The sequence below is a fragment of the Nostoc sp. TCL26-01 genome (assembly GCF_013393945.1).
GTDB lineage: Bacteria > Cyanobacteriota > Cyanobacteriia > Cyanobacteriales > Nostocaceae > Trichormus.
The window spans coordinates 4,966,821-4,985,622 of sequence record NZ_CP040297.1 but is presented as its reverse complement, the minus strand read 5'-3'; the positions used below and the strand labels follow the sequence as shown (position 1 = coordinate 4,985,622).

The following is an 18,802-nucleotide window of genomic DNA, read 5'->3' as shown; positions in this document are numbered from 1 at the left end:
TAATTATTACTATTGTGGATGATTGATAGGGTGTAAGAGTTGTCCACAAAGATGGACAGCCTTACACCCCCATACCCTGAGTTAAGCGAGTTTAAACAGGAATGTCATTAAATCCCCTTTACCTAAGCTGATGCGATCGCCTGGTCTGAGACGGTGTCTATTACCTGGTAAAAGCGGTAAATTGTTAATGTAAGTGCCGTTAGAACTGCCAACATCTTCTATATAGTGAGCATCTCCTTCCAAGCGAATATCTGCGTGTATCCGTGAGACAATCTCAGAATTGGAAAACCCGGAGACATCAACATCGGGAGGAATGCGATCGTTCGGTTTGCCAATGTGAATTACAGACAAATTGGGCGACAATTCAATTTCTCTATCACTTTGAACATGAACTAACCAGGCTGTTACCTGTTGTAATTGCGTTCTGGCAGGAGATGGAGGTGCAACTGGTGGCGCTACTGGAACCGGAACTGGTTCTGGTTCTGGTGCAGGTTCGGGCGGAGGTGTTGGCATACTTTGTTCCGCCATTACAGGAGTAGCAACAACAGTTGGTGGTGGTGCTGCGGGTGTCTCTGGCGGTGCAGCCATTGCCGTTGGTGGTATGGCAGAAGCCTCTAGTGGATTTTGGTTAGCTACAGGATCTAAGCCTAAAGCATTGGGTTGTAACAATTCTAAAAGTGGATCGGGGTTAACTAATGGTGGCACTTCCATTGGGATATCAGGAGCCACTGTCGCCACTGTAGCCACAGGTGCAGCTGCCGACGAGTGCAAGTTAAAGCCACATTGACCACAAAAAGCAGCATCCGCTTGCACAGTTACGCCACAATTAGGACAATTAGTAGTAGCAGGTAACGGCGTATAGCACGCTTCACACTGGACAGCGCCATCTGGATTGGGGTGATTGCAGTTAGGACAGACGATCATTGATTTAAGCCTTTGTTCAAGAGCATCCTAAAAATATATTGCTAACAAGCAAAATAACTTTGGGCGGCTATTCTTGCCGTATCCGCCCAAAGTTGCTGGCCTGTCGTCAGACATGAAAATGCGGCAAGTGTGAGACTCTAGCTTCCGATTTTAACAATTACAAAAACTAAGGGAGTGGGGGAGTGGGGGAGTGCTGAGTGCTGTAAAGCCCTTCTCCTCAAGGAGACGCTACGCGAACGGGCATGGCTGCGCTTAGAGCGGTAGCGGGGCGTTTAGCCCGTGCTGAGTGAGGCAATCGGGGAAAAACTGTCCCCTTGTCCCCTTCCTTGTCCCCCTGTCCCCTGTCCCCTATTCCCTATTCCCTATTCCCTGCACCTGCGGCTGCATCTAATAACCACCACAATTCCCCTTGGGGTTGAATTAAACGGGATGGATAAGTAGAGTCATCAGCCACGGGTGCAAAGACTTGAGCTAGGGCTGGACGTTTATTTGCACCTGCCACTACAAAAATTACACTCCGCGCAGCGTTAATAAATGGGTATGTAAAAGTGATGCGGGGATTGCCATCTTTGTTACCTACGGTAATCAGGCGATCGCACACTTGTAAAGCTGCTGTGTGCGGAAACAAAGATGCCGTATGCGCGTCATCACCCATGCCCAGCAACACCACATCTAAAGCCGGGAATTCTCCTGGTGCAACCTGAAAAAATGCTTGTAGATGCTGTTCGTATTTGGTAGCTGACAATTCCGGATTATTATCTAGAGTGGGTACGGCATGAATGTTAGCTGGAGGTATATCCACCCGATTGAGCCATGCAGTACGCGCCATCAATTCGTTACTATCGGGATGATCTGGAGAAACATAACGTTCATCTCCCCAAAAAACATGAATTTTATCCCAAGGTAATTTTTGCTTGGCGATCGCTTCATACAACGGCTTAGGTGTGCTACCACCAGATAAGGCAATGGTAAATTGCCCCCGTTCCTTGATAGCAGTATCTAACTTGGTCAGGATCAAATCCAGCGATCGCGCTATCAATGCTGTTTGATCCGGTAAGACTTCTACCGTTTTTTTCATGGCTTCATCATCACATTGCCGACTTCCAGCAATACAATACCTAACTTCTGACAGCCCCCCTTTTGAACTTTTGAAACTCTTAACATCAAAAGCATTTCTCTACTTCACTTAGAGGGATAGGTCAATATAATCCTTATCATTTTCAACGGGCGCTTGTCAGTAGTCACTGGCACGAAAGGTTGAATGGGGCGGCAATAGGCAATAGGCAATAGGCAATAGGCAATAGGCAATAGGCAATAGGCAATAGATTTTCTTCTTCTCTCTCACTCCCTCACTCCCTCACTCCCCTACTCAGCACTCATCACTCCCTAACTCAGCACTCACATTGCCTCTCGTTGCGCGATTAACAGTTGCTGAATGCCTTTTTCGGCGAAATCTAGTAGTTGATTTAACTGTGTACGGCTAAAGCTGCCTTCTTCGGCTGTGCCTTGGACTTCAATGATATTCAAGTCTTGATTCATCACCACGTTGAAATCTACTGTTGCTGCCACATCTTCGATGTAGTTTAAATCTAAATATGGTTCTTGGGCTAACAAACCTACAGAAACTGCTGCTACTTGTCCACACAGAGGCGATCGCTCTAATACCCCTTTCTCTAATAATTGGGATATTGCTTGGGCTAAAGCGACAAATCCGCCTGTAATTGCTGCTGTTCTTGTACCTGCATCAGCTTGTAAAACATCTGTATCTACTGTTAAAGTTCGCTCTCCTAATGCCTCAAAATCTATGGCTGCTCGTAAACTACGTCCAATTAAGCGTTGAATTTCTTGTGTCCGTCCAGACAATTTCATTAATTCTCTTTCCTGGCGTTGTTGAGTCGCTGATGGTAACATCCGATACTCTGCTGTTAACCAACCTTTACCACTACCCGCCAAAAACTTGGGTACTCCTTCCGTAACACTAACCGTACAAAGTACTTTAGTTTCGCCACATACAGTCAGTACTGAACCAGGAGCAAAGCGAGTAAACCCAGTCTGAAATGTCACAGGACGGAGTTCATAGGGTTCTCGGCCATCAGGACGCTGCCAAACCATAAGAGTTGCCTCTAATTTTTAATTGTGGAATACTGCCTTAAAGTTACCTTAGTGCTGCAACTCGTTTACGTACTGTATCGCAGGATCAGCATCTGAAAAATTATAAAAATAAAAGATTCCTATTTGATTTTTGTTGACTTAGCCTCTCTTATTCCCTATCCCTCATGCCTTAAGATACCGTCAAAAGTGAACAGTGAACGTTTATTAACTGGTAACAGTTAACTGTTAACTGGTAACTGATTTGATCAACAGTGTTAGGATATTTTGCAGTACTGATTCTGGTGACTGTTCGCCATTGATTGTTAACAAACGACGACGACGGTCGTAATATTCTAAAATGGGGACAGTGCGATCGTAGAAAACTTCTACCCGACGCTGGACAATTTCTGGTTGATCATCAGGCAAAGAACGCCCTAAAGAGCGACTGACCATAACTGCCTCTGATACCTGTAAATAAATTGCCCAATCTAGCTTTTGCTCTAATTCATCCAGCAAAAAGTCTAACTCTTCCGCTTGGAAGGCAGTACGGGGATAACCTTCTAAAATCCAACCACAACTGACATCTGATTTTTTTAAGCGCGACTGAATTAACCTGATGATCATGTCATCGGGAACTAGTTCACCCTTCACCATGTATGGCTTTGCGTAACGGCTTAATTCCTTAAGATCACCGTAAATACCGTCAAGGGGTTTATCCCCAGATACTACATCTCGTAAAATCTCACCCGTAGAAATCTGAGGAACGGCAAAGTGACTGCAAAGTCTTTGTGCTTGAGTGCTTTTCCCCGATCCTGAACCTCCCAGAATCACTAATCTCACAAAAATTCACTCCTCAACCAATAATGTCTACCACATAATAAATTTGTTTTGCCCAACCCTAGAGGAAATCTAACATTGAGGGAGATGGGGAGATGGGGAGATGAGAAAGTTCTCCCCATTACAGCTTGCTTCTCTGTACCCGTAAGGAACCATAGGAAAGGAGTGCAAACTTTTGCAAACAAATTTTAAATCTTGAAGTGGTGACGTAGTAGGAGATATTAATAATTGACAAATTTTTATCCCAAGTGCGTTAATTTGCCATTAGTGCTTTGCTGGCTGATGCTCCTGCTTTTTTCAGTTGGTCGTTTAGTTTCCACAGCAGTACACTTAAAATTACCCCATGTCCGATTAGTCCTAATAGAATACTTGTTAGTGATATGTATCCTTCAGTTGAGTACAAAGTCACAAGTGGTGCAGCAACAGAGAATAACCAGACTATATTGTGTACTCCAGGATAACCGAAAAATGTTATCAAGATGATGGGTGGCAAAATGATCAGAGTACCCACAATACCGAGCGCCCAAAATATTCTTTGTCCATTTTTCATGAATAAAAATAGTTGCACTAAAGCTGCATAAATGACAACTAAACTAGTAGCAAAAACTAAAGATATCAAAGTAAGAACTTTATAACCACTGTTATTTGGCGTGACAGCCACAAAGAATTCTAAACAGGCACTAGCAATAATGGCATTGATAGCGATCGCTATTAATCCTGGACTTTTTTCACCCCAAATTAAATCCTTAGTTAACTTTTTATTAATTAGTAGTTGAGAACTAGGAATATAGCGAAAGCGTGTCCAGTCTTGTAATTTTTGCCGATTTGGTGTCAATGCTACAATTAAAAAAAAGAACAGCCAGAAATCCAGACCCATTAAACAAGCTATATTCTCTGTCATAAGTGATGAGTTATATCGCTCACTAAAAACTAATTCTTGCCAATTTGCACATCCTAAAGTAACAATTGCAAAACTAGTAGTTAGTAAATAACTCTGCTTTTTACTCAACATTGTAGTATGTGGATCAAGATAGCAACGCTCTAAAGATTGCCAGATAAAATACGTTCCTAAGAAGTACACTAGTAGAGTAAAGCCGACTGTAGCTAAAAAACTAGTTCCTAATCGAATACCAAACCATTTAAATTCCGCAAAGCTTGAACTTTGAGATGTAAATAAAGAACCAAACGCAAAATAGGGAATAAAAAAATATGGATTAACTAGCTTGAAGATCACAAAGGGATAATTAATTAATGCTCCATAGTTTAGCGCTTGCTGTGTGAAGACGAAAAAACCTAAAATTAAGCCACTTCCTAACCAAGCTTGAAATCCCCAAAGCCAAGTAAAAACTAGGCTAAATAGCAAGGAAATACTATAATAAAATACACTAGAAGCTATCAAAATCACATAAAAACTCAAAATTATACTGAAGGGAATCCCAGCATTTATTCCCAACCACAAATGTCCAGGTATTGCTAACAATACTCCCAAGTACAATAAAATAGGAACACCAAGTATCTTACCAATGAGAATACTTTGTGGTGATTGGGGGCTAAGTCGAACGAAGTTGAGAGTATCCCGTCGTTTCTCAGTAGCTAAATCGCTGATGAGTAGATAGCTTCCACCAATTATCAGCACAAAAATCATGACTAAACTTAGCAATCCAAAAATTTCATGAAACCATAATTGCCAGTTGATTAATTCATTACCACGACTATCGAATAAGCATTGAGTTATGCCAGATTGAATCCCTCCAGTACAGTACTTATTTGCATAAGTTTTGTATTGATTGGGCAACAGAGATTGGAAATAAAGAAATATTCCTAGCTGAATGAGAAAAGATATAGTGATAGTTGGCAGAATATGAAGTTTTTTGCAACGTCCTTTAATTTCTCGTAAGAGTTGAGGGTTAAATTCACCTAGTTTGTCTAGCATCAGTAAAACTCCAAAAATAGGCTGTGATGATTACTGAACCATTAAGAAGCTTGTTTGTGTCCTAATTTTAAGAAAATACTTTCTAAGTCTTCTTGAATGCAGCGAAAATCAGTTATAGAGATACCAGAATAAATGAGCGATCGCAACAATTCCGCAGCATCTTCTTCTCGCCCCGAAAAATTCACCTTCACACTATTTTTTTCTGGTATAATTTCCCATTCTTCCACTAAATAATGATTTTTTAACTCACTCACAAGCGAGTCTAAATCACCCAATGTGGATAACAAAATTTGTTGCTGAGACAGTCTTTGATATAGTTGTGAGAGTGTAGCACTTTCTACTAAAAAACCCAACTCCATAATGCCGATAGAAGTACAAAGTTCTGCCAAGTCGCTGAGAACATGAGACGAAATTAATATCGTCATTCCCGCTTCTTGCAAGGCTTTGATAATTTCTCGAAATTGCATCCTAGCAATCGGGTCAAGTCCAGATACAGGTTCATCCAAGAAAAGTAAAATTGGTTCATGAATAATCGTTCGCGCTAAACTCAAACGCTGCTTCATCCCCCGCGACAGGGTAGAAATTAAGCTATGACGTTTATTACCAAGTTGAATCAGTTCTAAAACTTCATGCAAGCGTTGCGTCCGTCGTGGTTCTCGCAAACGATACAACCGGGCAAAATAATCCAAATAATCCCAAACGGTTAAGTCTTCATACAAGGGATAGTCATCAGGTAAGTAGCCCAGACGACGCTTGAGAGTATGATTACTCTGATCATGACGTAAGTATTCACCACTAATATATATTTCACCCGTAGTTGGTTCTTCAGCTGCTGCCAACATCCGGATGAGAGTAGTTTTCCCCGCGCCATTCGGCCCTATCAGTCCGTATACTTCACCAGTAGGAATTTCTAAGTCAATATTATGCACAGCAATATGCCGTTCAAATTGCTTGGTTAATCCACAGGTACGAATTGCTAATTCTTTTACCATAGCTGCTAGAGTGCGGCTGTTAATTACAAACTAACTTAACCTCTATGTAACAACTATGCCCATCTCGTTGCAGAAATTGAAACTGGATTCAAGGCTAGAGGGATAATATAGGGGGAGTGCAACACTATACTCCGCTACAGTCACTCCTAAGTTTTAAATTTCTGACATGAGTATAATTTCCTAATTTTTGTTTGACCTCTATATTCAAGTATCTATTATGTGACTATTTCAGAGTGTATCTTGTAGAGTTAGCGGTAAGCGACGCATTTTACAGCCAGTAGATGGTAAATTCGACGTATGGCTAGACTTTAAACTATTTATTTTAAACAGCATGGGCTTCAAAACAGTAGTCTTCTATGATTCCTACAGGAGCGATCGCCGTTTTAACTCTCAGAATTTACCAGATGTTTGGAGAAGGTAATTATGCAAAGAATTATATCGTTAATTGTATTTTTTTCAATACTGCTAATAAGCAGTTTATTAACTTCCTATGCTTTTACACCTTTATCTTTTTATCAGCCTCTTCAAGTTATAGATGGCGCTGGGTTATATAAGAAAAATTTAAACAATGGGAATGAAGCTTATTTGCAAATTATCGATTTGTCAAAAATGCACATTGATCAACTGATTGGAGAAGTCGATAGAATGGGTGTAAATCAGGGAAAATATTATAAAGGAGAAGAAGGATATTTTAGCCCATTTTTTCAGAGTAAATTGTTTTCTGAAGTATCAAAAGAATATAAACAACTTTACAATAATGATGTTTTTTCTCTGATTAATTGCTCTTTTTTTGAGCAGTATCAATCTAGCACACAGCTATCATTCCCAATTAAACTCAATGGTATAGTGATTAGTGGTGGAACTAGCCCTTATGGACCTATTAGGCAACCAAAAGATCAGTTTTATAGTAGAGTTCGTCTGAAAGCTTTAGTTTGGGACGATAAGCAAGCATATATCACTGACTACAATCCTGTTAGCGGTACGCCTCTAAATCAAAAAAGTGTGCAAAATGCGATCGTTACTTACCATTACAGTGATCACCCAGCAAAAGTTTTAGCCCAAAATCCAGCAAACAAGTATCAAGTCATTGGTACTTTGAATAAAGATGGTATCAAGGGTGATGAATTAATGTTAATTATGACGGTGAACAAAGCTACGTTAGATGAAGCAGCTAGTTTACTACGTCAATTAGGAGTTAAGGGAGATATCATTACAGTTGATGGTGGTACTTCAACATATTTATTCAATTCTCAAAAAGAAAATATTGTCCTTCCACAACTATCTAATTTAGCTGAAAAACCTAGCTTTTCTAAACTACCGCACTATTTAGGGTTTCGGAGAAAAAGTAAAAAGCAGCTTTCTCCACGTATTTTTGTTAGTCAGCCTGCGGGGAAGGTAATTTTAGCAAAAAATCAGCCTTATCTCATATTATGGCGGGATAATCTTGATGGTGATGTAAAAATCGGATTGTACGATAATACACAATTGATTAAAAATATTGCTTCCCATACTCCGAGTGACGGAGTTTATGAATGGAAGCCAGACATATCCTTGAAACCAGGTTATTCTATTTGGATTTCTAGCCAATATAACCCCAAAATTTTTGGGGAGTTTCACCTAGATTAATTATGGGGATTTCCCCATTGCCTGTTCCCTTTTAATGTTAGATTCTTGTGCATTTTGGGCAAGATACTGTTTATGCTGGCAATTCTCTGGCTGAATGTAACGGCATGAAAGCGCTAATTGTGCAAAAAACAAGATTATTGGGATTATTCACAGCATTTTGCTGTATTTTGTGGACATTGTTTGTATTCATGCCAGCTTTGGCAAATACCTCAACGTCAATTGATACACTTAAACAGCAGCAGCAACAGATTCAGCAAGAACGGCAAAATGTCATTCAGGAACGCGATCGCTTAACTAATCTACAACAAGCAGCCCAACATCGCTTGACTGGGATAGCGAAAAACTTGCAAACCACAAACACTCAAATTCAAGATAGCGAACTGCGACTACAACAAGCTAGTCAACGCTTAGAAAAATTAGAGACAGATTTAGCGATAGCAGAACGTGCTTATGAAGAACGACAAGTAGCCACAGTCGCCCGATTAAGATATCTTCAGCGATCGCCAATTAGCCAAGGATGGGCTGTGTTACTGCAAAGTCGAGATATTGGCGATTTTATCAGCCGTCGTTATCAGTTGAAGTTAGTCTACCAAGCAGATCAGCAAATCTTAGCCAAACTCAACAACCAAGCCAATCTCATCAACCAGCAAAAAACAGGTGTAGAAGAACAGAAAAATGCGGTAGCTTTGATCAGAGAACAACTATTGGGGCAAAAAGCAGATTATCAAACCCAAGCCCAATCCCAATCAGACTTGATTCAACGCCTCAATAGCGATCGCCTCGCCCTAGAAGCAGCCCAAAACCAGCTAGATAGGGATTCTCAAAATTTAGCAGTCTTAATTCAGCAAAAGGTAGCTGAAGCCCAAGCCAGAGAAGCAGCCCAAGCAAAAACTAATAGCCGTAATAGCGTCATTATCAAAGGCACAGGATTATTTGCTTTTCCCAGCAATGCACCTACTAGTAGCCCCTTTGGTTGGCGGATACATCCCATTCTCGGCTATCGCCGCTTTCATAGCGGTCTAGATTTTGCAGCAAACTATGGTAGTACAATTCGGGCAGCTGATTCGGGAACAGTGATTTTTGCAGGTTGGTATGGTGGCTATGGTAAAGCTGTAATCATCAACCACGGCAATGGTATCACCACACTCTACGGTCACACCAGTGAATTATACGTTGTTGAGGGGCAAGCAGTGCAGAGAGGACAGGCGATCGCTGCTGTTGGTTCCACGGGATTATCTACCGGGCCACATCTCCATTTTGAAGTCCGCCGCAATGGTTCTCCTGTCAACCCCGCCGACTATCTGTAGCGTCAAAAGTCTCACAATATGATATAATCAACCAGTACAAGGGCGCGTAGCTCAGTGGATAGAGCAACAGATTCCGGTTCTGTTGGCCGGGGGTTCAAATCCCTCCGCGCTCGTTGGTTTTTGATAAAAGAAGTTTTAATCCCTAATAGGGATTTTAGTTGTACCTTGCTTCCGGGAGGGGTACGCCCACAAGGGGCGTTAGGTAGCGGGAGGTAGTATAAGCTTTCAACCTCTATTTTTTGTCAACAGAGTATTCTTCCTTATCTTAAAATCAAGGGTTTAAGACCCCTACGTCTACACTTAGTATCAGTTGAGTTGGGGTTTAAATCCCCAACTCAACTGTCTTTAATTTTGAATTTTGCGGAAAGTTCTGTAGGCGGGTTTCCCGCCGTAGGAAACTTTTCAAGACGAATTTTGAATTTTGAATTGTTAACTCTTCATCCTCGGCACTTTTCCTTGCCTACGCCAGAACAGGTTCCCGGCGGTTGTAAGCAGAGGAATCACCTTTGATGGCTTCGCTTTGTTTACCATCAATACCCACTGGAATATCACCAACAATGGTTACACGCTGTACATGACGGGGTTGATCGCCATAATCAGCGATCGCATAATGTTGAGTAGCCCGGTTATCCCAGAATGCGACATCACCAACTTGCCAACGCCACCGCACTGTATTCTCTGGACGAGTCACATAAGCCTGTAACAATTTGATAATTTCGTCGGATTCGTGCTGTGATAAGCCACGGATGCGGCGGACAAAACCACCAATAAATAAACCACGTTCTCCAGATTCAGGATGAACGCGCACAACTGGGTGTAAAGTTTCGTATACAGTCGAGGTGAAAACTGCGCGATAAGCACGCACTGCTTCTGGAACATCAACTACGGCAGCTGCATAGTCGTAGGCGTTGCTGTGTACTGCCCAAAGTTCGTTAGCTAAGTTACGTAAATGAGTTGGTAAATCTTCGTAGGCAGTGACAGAGTTAGCCCAGATAGTATCACCACCAGAAGGGGGAATGACTAGCGATCGCAAAACAGAACCCAGAGGGGGACGATCAACAAATGTGACATCAGTATGCCAGTTATTCGCCCGTGCTACTGTATTGCCATAGTTGAGATCCAAAACTTCGGGATTGTCGGCAAGTGAGGGTACTGTAGGATGAGCTGTGGTAACTTCTCCAAACCGCCGAGCAAAGGCTACTTGTCCCTCAGCATCAAGGTTCTGCCCCCGAAAGAAGATAACTTTGTATTTAACTAACGTTTGACGGATATCGCTGATAATTTCGTCGCTTAGATGACTATTCAAGTCAACACCGATAATTTTTGCACCGATACGTCCGGCAATTGGTTTGATGTCAAAGTATTGAGAACCCATATGTTTATCTCTCCAAGTTGTACTATTCAGACTTGACCAGATGGTTTGTATCTCTGTTGATGTGCAGAAAAGTAGGTGGACTGGCGTGGGAAACCCGCCCAGACAAGTGTCCAGCAAGTATTTTGCTCATATCAGCTTGTTCTAGTTTAGAGGTGAGTTTCTTAATCAGTCGGTTTTGCATAGTACTGTAAACCTATCAATTTACAGTACTTTAAGGTTGTAGAAAAAGCTATCACACACCAGCCTGAAGAAGCAAGCACTTTGCTGCAAGATTTTTACTTGACATACTCACCTGCCTGAAGGCGAGGTGATTCTTGACGCTTCGTTGACAGATGCGTAACCGTTGTAGTCTTATCCCGTCTCTGCGCCCATTTAGAGTCGTGGCAATGCCCTATCCCGACTTTGTTTATATTTTTCGCGGCGTTCTCGTCTCGGTCGTGTTGAGTGTTGCAATTAATGCACTTCACCGAGCGCACTGATAAATCAAGTTTCCCCCATTTGTAGCCGCACTCTGAGCAGACTTGACTAGTTGGTTCCCATCTACTAATGACGCGAAAATTTCTACCCAGCTTGGCTGACTTTGCCTCGCATTGTGTCCTAAACTCTCTCCATCCTTGAAGACTAATTGACCTAGCAAGCCTACGGTTTTTGACTAAGCCCGACACATTCAAGTCTTCCAAAACAATTGTTTGGTTTTCACTAACTATTTTGGTAGAAAGTTTGTGCAAAAAGTCTTTGCGGGTATCTGCAATCCGATTGTGTAGTTTTGCAATCTGGATGCGAGTCTTGGCTCTGCGCTTTGATTCTTTGGGTTGCCGCGCTAATTTCTTCTGAAGCTTGCGTATTTTTCTATCAAGAACAGAGTAGATGGGGCTTTCGGCTTTCTCGCAAAGCTCGCCACGGGGAGTATCCCCGGTGGCAGACTTTGCGCCATTGCTCATCACAGCAAAAGTTTTGATACCTAAATCAATCCCGATACTTTGGTTTTTGGCATCGATTTGAATAGGTTCAATTTCTACTACAAAGCTTAAAAAATAGCGATTTGCACAGTCTTTGATTACTGTTACTGAACTAGGCGCGGAGGGCAACTCTCTCGACCAAATAGGACTAACTTCCCCAATCTTGGCAAGATAAACGCGCTGTCCTTTGATTGAAAATCCGCCAATTCTGAACCTTGCTGACTGCTGGCTCGTCTTCTTTTTAAATCGTGGTGTCCCAACCTTTTTACCTTTGCGTTTGCCTTTTAGCGATTCAAAAAAGTTCTTATAGGCAACTCCTAAATCTGCTATTGACTGTTGCAAGGGGATATTTGAAACCTCTCCAAGCCATGCGCGAGATTCAGTCTTTTTAGCTTGGGTAATCACCAACTTTTGCAAGTCGTTGTTACTAGGTAGCTTCTCAGATTGCTTGCAGATTGCCAGCGCGTCGTTCCAAACTACCCGAACACAACCAAACAACTGAGCTAAACTCCGTTGTTGTTGGTCTGTTGGGTAGAATCGGAACTGGTATCTGGCTTTCATGGCTCGTGTTAAGATTGGTCTGATAGTATTATACCTCGTCCTTAAGGACGGGGTTTGGGTCTACACGTAATGACAAGCCAGTTCCGGAGAGAAAGACACAGCGTTACAGATTTAAAAATTCACTTGGTCTGCGTTACCAAATACCGCAGGTCTGTATTTACAAAGGATAGCCTTGGATTAATTGATAAAACATTTAGAGAAGTAGCCAAAAAGATGGATTTTCAAGTAATTGAATTTAACGGTGAAGATAACCATGTTCACGCGCTTATTGAATATCCACCTAAATTGTCTATCTCTCAAATTGTTAATGCCTTGAAAGGTGTTTCTAGTCGCAGGTATGGGCAAGCTAGATACAAAAAACCCCACAAAGAATCCTTGTGGAGTCCCAGTTATTTTGCTGTGTCCGTAGGAGGTGCGCCATTAGAGATCCTAAAGGAGTACATCAGAAATCAAGAAAAGCCGTCGTAGAACGACGGGGCTTGCATCCCATTCTTTTGGTCAATCGCTTAACTCGCGATCGCAATCACTTAAACAACTTTACTCCCGAAACGCCTGGATGTATTACTTTTGCGTTAAAGCAGTTACATAAAATGGTATCATAAATTGGTTGCAAAAGGTGTAATTATGGAACGTGAAGCCTTAACAATTCGCTTCCCTGCGGAATTACTTCAGAAAATCCGAGCATTGAAGCGAGACGATGAATCTCTCAACGATCTAGTCGTTCAAGCGCTGGAAAAAGAAATGAAGTGGCGTAGTTCTTGGGCAGCCCACAAACAAATTCAAACCATTCGAGAACAGGTCAAACAGCGAATCGGGGTGCATCCCGATCCAGTACCCATGATTCGTCAACTGCGCGAAGGAGAAAGTAGACGTGACTGAGGCACTGTGTATCGATACCAGTGTGATGATGAAGTACCTCTGCCCAGATGAACAAACATCAGAAGCGATCGCTTTAATTACCAATGCCTTAACTCAACAAACCAGACTTGTAGCACCGTGCTTTGCCTGGGCAGAGGTGGGTTCAGTTCTTCGTAAAAAAGTGAGAGTCAAGCTATTGACTTCGACTGAAGCCCAACAACTTTACACAGCCTATATCAGCCTACCGATTGACTACATCGACAGCAAAACTCTCCAACTCGAAGCTTGGCAACTTGCTGAACAATATGGAATGCCAACGTTGTATGATGCAGTTTTCTTAGCCTGTGCCAAAACAGAATCCGCTAACTTTTGGACAGCAGATGATGCGATGCTCAATCTATGTTCTCCTCGACCCGCTTACGTCTACAGCCTGAAAGATTACTGATAGCGATCGCCTTGGTTATAAGACTGTAATTCCCTATTCATAAAAAGTTCGCAAACAGCTGTGGTAGGCTGCGATCGCTCTTTAGTATAAAGAGTATAAATTTTTCTAAACTCCAATATTTTAGTATGCCAGAGTCTGTGCTACAGTCAGCTTTATTGTTGAAATACAGGAGTTGGAAACGATGGAACCTGTCTCTTTAATTACCGCCGCCTTAGTTGCTGGTGCAGCTAAAACCGCAGGTGAAGCAGTGCAAGATGCTTACAAAGGATTAAAAGAATTAATTAAACGCAAATATGAGGAAAAGGGTAAATCTGATTTTGTGTCAACCTTAGATAAATATGAGCAGAAACCTGAAAAAACTAAAGGGCTTTTAGAAGATGAATTAACGGAAGCTGAAATTGATCAAGATAAGGAAATCATGAAAAAAGTTAATGAGTTACAAGAGTTACTAAAGGCAACTAAATCTGCCGATTCCACATCTCAAAAAGTATTTAATTCAACTTTTACAGCAGAAAAACAAGCAATTCAACAAGGTGATGGCGGTAACCAAACAGTTAATATGTAATCAAAGTCAAGAGGTTATAAATGTCTGATGCTAGTCCTATAAATCATTTTCAAGCTGAAAAACAAGTAATTCAACAGGGTGATAATAACACGCAGATTGTCAATTTCAAAACAGAGATTAGATATGGTGATGATTCTGAAGAAGAATCTTATAAAAATTTCAATTTTAAGGCATCATCACCCTATCAAGGACTAGCACAATTTACTGCTACTGATTCTAGTAGATTTTATGGCAGAAATAAACTGATTGAAGATTTATATAATAATTCAAAAGAGAATAATTTACTGATTCTTCTAGGAGCATCAGGTAGTGGAAAATCATCATTAGTTCAAGCAGGTTTAATTCCTAAGTTTTCTAATGAAAATAAAAAAGACTTTGTTTATTTTTATTTAGTTCCTAACCAAAGCCCCTTTTACTCATTTTATGGACAAATTATAGCTTTTGTTTCGACAAATACCAATTATTATAAACAATCAGATGCTCAAATTGCTTTACCTCCTAGCAAAATAGATACTGATGAGGATTTGCAGAATGCATTAAATCTTTTAGTCAAGGTTGTAACAACACTCAAGAAAAATCCTGATTCTGTCTGGCTAATTTTTATCGATCAATTTGAAGAGATTTTTACAAGAACTTCAGAGTTTGAGAGAGGTTTATTTATTCAGTCTCTCAGTAATTTAATTAACCATCTAAAAAACTCAAACGATAAGTCAGTAAAAGTTGTCTTAGCAATGCGGACTGATTTTTTAGATCGGTTGATGAATGAGTTTCCTGATTTTGTGGCAGCAATCCAAAATGAGGGTAAAGAACCTTTCAGTTATATTACTCCAATGACAGACCGGGAATTGAAATTAGTTATAAAAAACCCTGCGGCTAGTCATGGAGTGAATGTTGATAAAGATTTAATTGAAGAAATTATTAATGATTTTCGTGGTGAATCTCGGTCGTTACCTCTGTTGCAATATACCCTTGATTTGCTTTGGAAGAATGATGACTTGTCGGATAGATTACTTAATCAAAAAACTTATGAAGATTTAGGTCGTGTTGGTGGTGCATTACAACAGCAAGCTGAAAAAATCTATCAACACTTTGATAATCAAGGTCAAAGTCAAGCGATCGCATATATTTTTATCAAATTAGTAACGATTACTGGTGATAGTAAAAGAGTCAGTAAACGGGAAAATAAATCTAGATTTATTGGTGAAGTATTAGAAACAATTGTTGATGAGTTAATTAAAGAACATCGTTTATTAATTAGTGGTCGTCAACCGGATACAATAGAAATAGCTCATGAAGCATTGATTAATTCTTGGTCAAGGTTGCAAGGGTGGATTGATACCCATGAAGAAGCGATCGTTTTAGAAAGACAGTTAAAAGAGTCTGCACAAAGTTGGGAGAAAGCCACAAATAATCCAGATAAAGCAAGCAGTGAATTGTGGCGAGGGTCAAAATTAGAGCGAGTTTTTGAGTTGAGAATTTTTGGATTCACTCAAACTAATTTTAATAGTGATTTAGCAGCCAGCGATTTTAAGAAAACGGTTGAAGATTTTGTTAAGGCAAGTATTGAATTGCGGGATAGAGAAAAGCGGGAAAAAGATGAGCAAATTGCCAAACTCAATCAAGCTTTAACAGAAACATCTCTGCGAGAGAAATCAGCACGAATTTTAAATTTATTACCTACTCAACCTTTAGACGCATTAATATTAGCGATTCAAGCAATGGGTGAAAATTTAGATAAGTTACCTCAGAAAATTCTTACTCCCGTTCAAAGTAGTTTAAATATTGTCATGGAACGAGCAAGAGTTCCACTTTGTTTTGAAGGATATCAACACGATGTTAATGCTGTTGATTTTAGCTTTCAAAGTCAGAGAATTGTTGGTGGTAGTAATAGCGGAATAATAAGTTTATGGGATTTACAAGGCAATTTAATCAGCCAATTTGATAAAAGTCATGATAGCTGGATTGCTAAAGTGCTTTTTAGTTCAGATGGGCAGAAAATTATCAGTGTATATGGAGATGGAACGCTAGGCTTATGTAATTTACAAGGCTCGTTAATTGGTAAACCATTTCGTGTACACCCAGAAGGGATTAGAGTAATTGCTTTTAATCCCGATCATGATAGGATTGTTAGCTCAGGTATTATTAGTGTAGATAGCGATCGCTCTCTGTACTTGTGGGATTTACAAGGTAATCTTATCTGTAATCTTCTTGATGAAACTAATGAAAATTGGGCTGAGTTAGTAATATTTAGTCCTGATGGTCAGATAATTATTGGTTCAATTAGTGAAAACAAAAGCAGAAAACTATGTTTATGGGATTTACAAGGAAATTTAATAGATGAGTTTTTCTATGATGCTGAAAGACAAATTATGTCTTTTAGCATTAGTCCTGATAGTCAGATGATTGTTACTGGCAATTTGGATGGAACATTATGTTTATGGAATTTACAAGATAAATCAGACAGCAAAATCTTTCAGCAAGATGGTGGAAGTATTGGTTCATTAGCTTTTAGTCCTGATGGTCAGCTGATTGTTACTGGTAGTTGGGATGGAACACTACATTTATGGGATTTACAAGGTAACAGTATAGGTCAACCTTTTCGTGGACATCAAGAAAGTGTTGAGTCAGTTATCTTTAGTCCTGATAGTCAAATAATTGCTAGTGGAAGTCGGGATAAAACAATCTGTTTATGGGATTTGAAGGGAAATTTGATCAATCAACCTCTGCGAGGACATAACAATTGGGTTACTTCAGTAGCCTTTAGTCCTGACGCTAAACTACTTGTAAGCCAAGATGTACACGGGACATTATATTTTTGGGATTTACAAGGGAATGCTATTAACCGACCTTTTCGTGGACACAAAAATTTAGTTACGTCAGTCGCTTTTAACTCTGATGGTCAGCAGATTGTTAGTGGAAGTGCAGACAAAACCCTGATTTTATGGAACTTACAAGGAGAGCAAATTACTAAACCTTTTGTAGGACATGAAACAGGAGTTGAATCAGTTGCTTTTAGTGCTGATGGTCAAAGAATAGTTAGTGGCGGTTGGGGTTGGGATGGAAAAATCCGGTTATGGAATTTGCAGGGAGATGAGATTACTAAATCATCTGTTCTAGAAGATACTCCTAAACATGAAAATAGTGCTAGTTCAGTGAGTTTTAGCCCTGATGGAAAAATTATTAGTGCAGGTGTAGACGGAATTATACACTTATGGGATTTTGAAGGAAATCATATTTGTCAACTTCCTGAAAAACATCAAGGAGCAATTAATTCAGTGGCTTTTAGTCCTGATGGAAAGAAAATTATTAGTGGTGGTTGGTATACAGTATTAAATTTATGGGACTCTGAAGGAAATCATATTTGTCAACTTCCTGAAGAACATCAAGGGGAAATTAATTCAGTTGCTTTTAGTCCCGATGGACAAATGATTGTGAGTGGTGAACGTAGGAGAAATATAGGTTTATGGGATGTACAAAATAACTGTATTATTCGGCTTTTTATAGCACATGAGTCTGATGTTACATCAGTTGCATTTAGATCTGATGGACAAATGATTGTGAGTGGTGGAATGGATGGAACAATACGCTTGTGGGATTTAGAAGGAAATCCAATTATTCAACCTATTCAAGCGGATCAATTTAGTATTAGAGCAGTAGCTTTTAGTCCAAATGGTCAGTTTGTTGTCGGTGTAGGTGGTGGAGTAGATGGAACAATACGCTTGTGGCGTAGTCACTGGCGGGAGTGGTTGCAGGTGTGTTGCGATCGCCTCCGTCATCATCCTGTATTCAAAAATCCTCAAACAGATATCGAACAGCAAGCTAAAGCCACTGCTGAAAAATACATTTTTAACCCACAAATTGGGGCAAAAGAATTATATGATAAAGCACTACAACGTGTAAAAGAAAAAGATTTCACTACAGCCATTACCCTATTACATCGTGCTATTAGTTGTCATCCTGTTTATACTCAAGCTTACTATCAACGTGGCATTACTTACTACCAAGTAAAGCGTTATTTTGATGCGATTAAAGACTTTAATCAAGTATTAACAAAACACCCCAATATTGCCGAAGCTTACCATTCTCGTGGTTTATGCTATCGCCAAGTCAATAATCTAGAAAAAGCTAAAGCTGACTGGCAAAAGGCTATCCAACTTTATCAACAACAGGGTAAACAAAAAGAAGCCCAACAAATACAACAATATTTATCTGAATAGAATTCAGGAGTCAGGAGTCAGAATTCAGCATGAATTCTGTACCTGACTTGTGATTTCTAGTCTAAGGATGATTTGCCAAAACAGGATACTCCCAGAGATTATAGTTTCATCC

Annotated in this window: 16 protein-coding genes and 1 tRNA gene; 8 read left to right on the top strand and 9 right to left on the bottom strand. The window is 40.2% G+C overall.

Annotation, left to right across the window (positions count from 1 at the left end; genetic code table 11):
* Window positions 1-81: 81 nt before the first annotated feature.
* From FD725_RS21545 to FD725_RS21520, 6 genes are all read right to left on the bottom strand, one after another.
* Entirely contained in the window at window positions 82-924 is an 843-nt protein-coding gene (locus tag FD725_RS21545; RefSeq protein WP_179050037.1) for an FHA domain-containing protein, read from the bottom strand.
* Between the two features lie 355 nt (window positions 925-1,279).
* A complete protein-coding gene (gene pgl / locus FD725_RS21540; protein WP_179050036.1) occupies window positions 1,280-2,002 on the bottom strand; it encodes a 6-phosphogluconolactonase in 723 nt (240 codons plus the stop codon).
* Window positions 2,003-2,322: 320 nt separating this feature from the next.
* The gene (gene rph / locus FD725_RS21535; protein WP_179050035.1) at window positions 2,323-3,036 is read right to left on the bottom strand and encodes a ribonuclease PH; all 714 of its coding nucleotides are present in this window, start codon (window positions 3,034-3,036) and stop codon (window positions 2,323-2,325) included.
* Between the two features lie 225 nt (window positions 3,037-3,261).
* Complete coding sequence (locus FD725_RS21530) at window positions 3,262-3,855, bottom strand: nucleoside monophosphate kinase (protein ID WP_179050034.1); 594 nt, start codon at window positions 3,853-3,855, stop codon at window positions 3,262-3,264.
* A gap of 250 nt (window positions 3,856-4,105) precedes the next feature.
* The gene (locus FD725_RS21525; protein WP_179050033.1) at window positions 4,106-5,785 is read right to left on the bottom strand and encodes a hypothetical protein; all 1,680 of its coding nucleotides are present in this window, start codon (window positions 5,783-5,785) and stop codon (window positions 4,106-4,108) included.
* Between the two features lie 41 nt (window positions 5,786-5,826).
* Complete coding sequence (locus FD725_RS21520; protein ID WP_179050032.1) at window positions 5,827-6,777, bottom strand: ABC transporter ATP-binding protein; 951 nt, start codon at window positions 6,775-6,777, stop codon at window positions 5,827-5,829.
* Between the two features lie 423 nt (window positions 6,778-7,200).
* Here FD725_RS21520 and FD725_RS21515 point away from each other — a divergent pair, with 423 nt between their 5' ends.
* The 3 genes from FD725_RS21515 (at window position 7,201) to FD725_RS21505 (ending at window position 9,823) form a co-directional block, all read left to right on the top strand.
* The gene (locus tag FD725_RS21515) at window positions 7,201-8,403 is read left to right on the top strand and encodes a hypothetical protein (RefSeq protein WP_179050031.1); all 1,203 of its coding nucleotides are present in this window, start codon (window positions 7,201-7,203) and stop codon (window positions 8,401-8,403) included.
* A 104-nt stretch (window positions 8,404-8,507) separates the two neighbouring features.
* Complete coding sequence (locus tag FD725_RS21510; protein WP_179051633.1) at window positions 8,508-9,710, top strand: murein hydrolase activator EnvC; 1,203 nt, start codon at window positions 8,508-8,510, stop codon at window positions 9,708-9,710.
* 40 nt (window positions 9,711-9,750) lie between these two features.
* Window positions 9,751-9,823 (top strand) — tRNA-Arg (locus FD725_RS21505).
* A 347-nt stretch (window positions 9,824-10,170) separates the two neighbouring features.
* Here FD725_RS21505 and FD725_RS21500 read toward each other — a convergent pair.
* The 3 genes from FD725_RS21500 to FD725_RS21490 all read right to left on the bottom strand — a co-directional run bounded on the left by FD725_RS21500 (window position 10,171) and on the right by FD725_RS21490 (window position 12,605).
* A complete protein-coding gene (locus FD725_RS21500) occupies window positions 10,171-11,085 on the bottom strand; it encodes a TauD/TfdA family dioxygenase (RefSeq protein ID WP_179050030.1) in 915 nt (304 codons plus the stop codon).
* A 22-nt stretch (window positions 11,086-11,107) separates the two neighbouring features.
* The gene (locus FD725_RS21495; protein WP_179050029.1) at window positions 11,108-11,266 is read right to left on the bottom strand and encodes a hypothetical protein; all 159 of its coding nucleotides are present in this window, start codon (window positions 11,264-11,266) and stop codon (window positions 11,108-11,110) included.
* A 94-nt stretch (window positions 11,267-11,360) separates the two neighbouring features.
* A complete protein-coding gene (locus FD725_RS21490) occupies window positions 11,361-12,605 on the bottom strand; it encodes an RNA-guided endonuclease TnpB family protein (RefSeq protein ID WP_179050028.1) in 1,245 nt (414 codons plus the stop codon).
* A gap of 69 nt (window positions 12,606-12,674) precedes the next feature.
* Here FD725_RS21490 and tnpA point away from each other — a divergent pair, with 69 nt between their 5' ends.
* The 5 genes from tnpA (at window position 12,675) to FD725_RS21465 (ending at window position 18,690) form a co-directional block, all read left to right on the top strand.
* Window positions 12,675-13,073 carry an IS200/IS605 family transposase gene (gene tnpA, locus FD725_RS21485; RefSeq protein WP_179050027.1) on the top strand — a complete coding sequence of 133 codons (399 nt, stop codon included), beginning with the start codon at window positions 12,675-12,677 and terminating at the stop codon, window positions 13,071-13,073.
* 156 nt (window positions 13,074-13,229) lie between these two features.
* A complete protein-coding gene (locus FD725_RS21480) occupies window positions 13,230-13,484 on the top strand; it encodes a YlcI/YnfO family protein (RefSeq protein WP_179050026.1) in 255 nt (84 codons plus the stop codon).
* A complete protein-coding gene (locus FD725_RS21475) occupies window positions 13,477-13,908 on the top strand; it encodes a type II toxin-antitoxin system VapC family toxin (RefSeq protein ID WP_179050025.1) in 432 nt (143 codons plus the stop codon). The genes FD725_RS21480 and FD725_RS21475 overlap by 8 nt, the downstream gene beginning before the upstream one ends.
* Window positions 13,909-14,089: 181 nt before the next feature.
* Window positions 14,090-14,473 (top strand): hypothetical protein, encoded by a 384-nt coding sequence (locus tag FD725_RS21470; RefSeq protein WP_179050024.1) that lies wholly within the window; start codon window positions 14,090-14,092, stop codon window positions 14,471-14,473.
* Between the two features lie 20 nt (window positions 14,474-14,493).
* Entirely contained in the window at window positions 14,494-18,690 is a 4,197-nt protein-coding gene (locus FD725_RS21465) for a tetratricopeptide repeat protein (protein ID WP_179050023.1), read from the top strand.
* Window positions 18,691-18,802 lie beyond the last annotated feature (112 nt).

Bases quoted from the DNA above. Each gene is read 5' to 3' on its own strand.
- FD725_RS21545 (WP_179050037.1), bottom strand. From the start codon at position 924: ATGATCGTCTGTCCTAACTGCAATCACCCCAATCCAGATGGCGCTGTC.
- pgl (WP_179050036.1), bottom strand. From the start codon at position 2,002: ATGAAAAAAACGGTAGAAGTCTTACCGGATCAAACAGCATTGATAGCG.
- rph (WP_179050035.1), bottom strand. From the start codon at position 3,036: ATGGTTTGGCAGCGTCCTGATGGCCGAGAACCCTATGAACTCCGTCCT.
- FD725_RS21525 (WP_179050033.1), bottom strand. From the start codon at position 5,785: ATGCTAGACAAACTAGGTGAATTTAACCCTCAACTCTTACGAGAAATT.
- FD725_RS21520 (WP_179050032.1), bottom strand. From the start codon at position 6,777: ATGGTAAAAGAATTAGCAATTCGTACCTGTGGATTAACCAAGCAATTT.
- FD725_RS21515 (WP_179050031.1), top strand. From the start codon at position 7,201: ATGCAAAGAATTATATCGTTAATTGTATTTTTTTCAATACTGCTAATA.
- FD725_RS21510 (WP_179051633.1), top strand. From the start codon at position 8,508: ATGAAAGCGCTAATTGTGCAAAAAACAAGATTATTGGGATTATTCACA.
- FD725_RS21500 (WP_179050030.1), bottom strand. From the start codon at position 11,085: ATGGGTTCTCAATACTTTGACATCAAACCAATTGCCGGACGTATCGGT.
- FD725_RS21495 (WP_179050029.1), bottom strand. From the start codon at position 11,266: ATGCAAAACCGACTGATTAAGAAACTCACCTCTAAACTAGAACAAGCT.
- FD725_RS21490 (WP_179050028.1), bottom strand. From the start codon at position 12,605: ATGAAAGCCAGATACCAGTTCCGATTCTACCCAACAGACCAACAACAA.
- tnpA (WP_179050027.1), top strand. From the start codon at position 12,675: ATGACAAGCCAGTTCCGGAGAGAAAGACACAGCGTTACAGATTTAAAA.
- FD725_RS21480 (WP_179050026.1), top strand. From the start codon at position 13,230: ATGGAACGTGAAGCCTTAACAATTCGCTTCCCTGCGGAATTACTTCAG.
- FD725_RS21470 (WP_179050024.1), top strand. From the start codon at position 14,090: ATGGAACCTGTCTCTTTAATTACCGCCGCCTTAGTTGCTGGTGCAGCT.
- FD725_RS21465 (WP_179050023.1), top strand. From the start codon at position 14,494: ATGTCTGATGCTAGTCCTATAAATCATTTTCAAGCTGAAAAACAAGTA.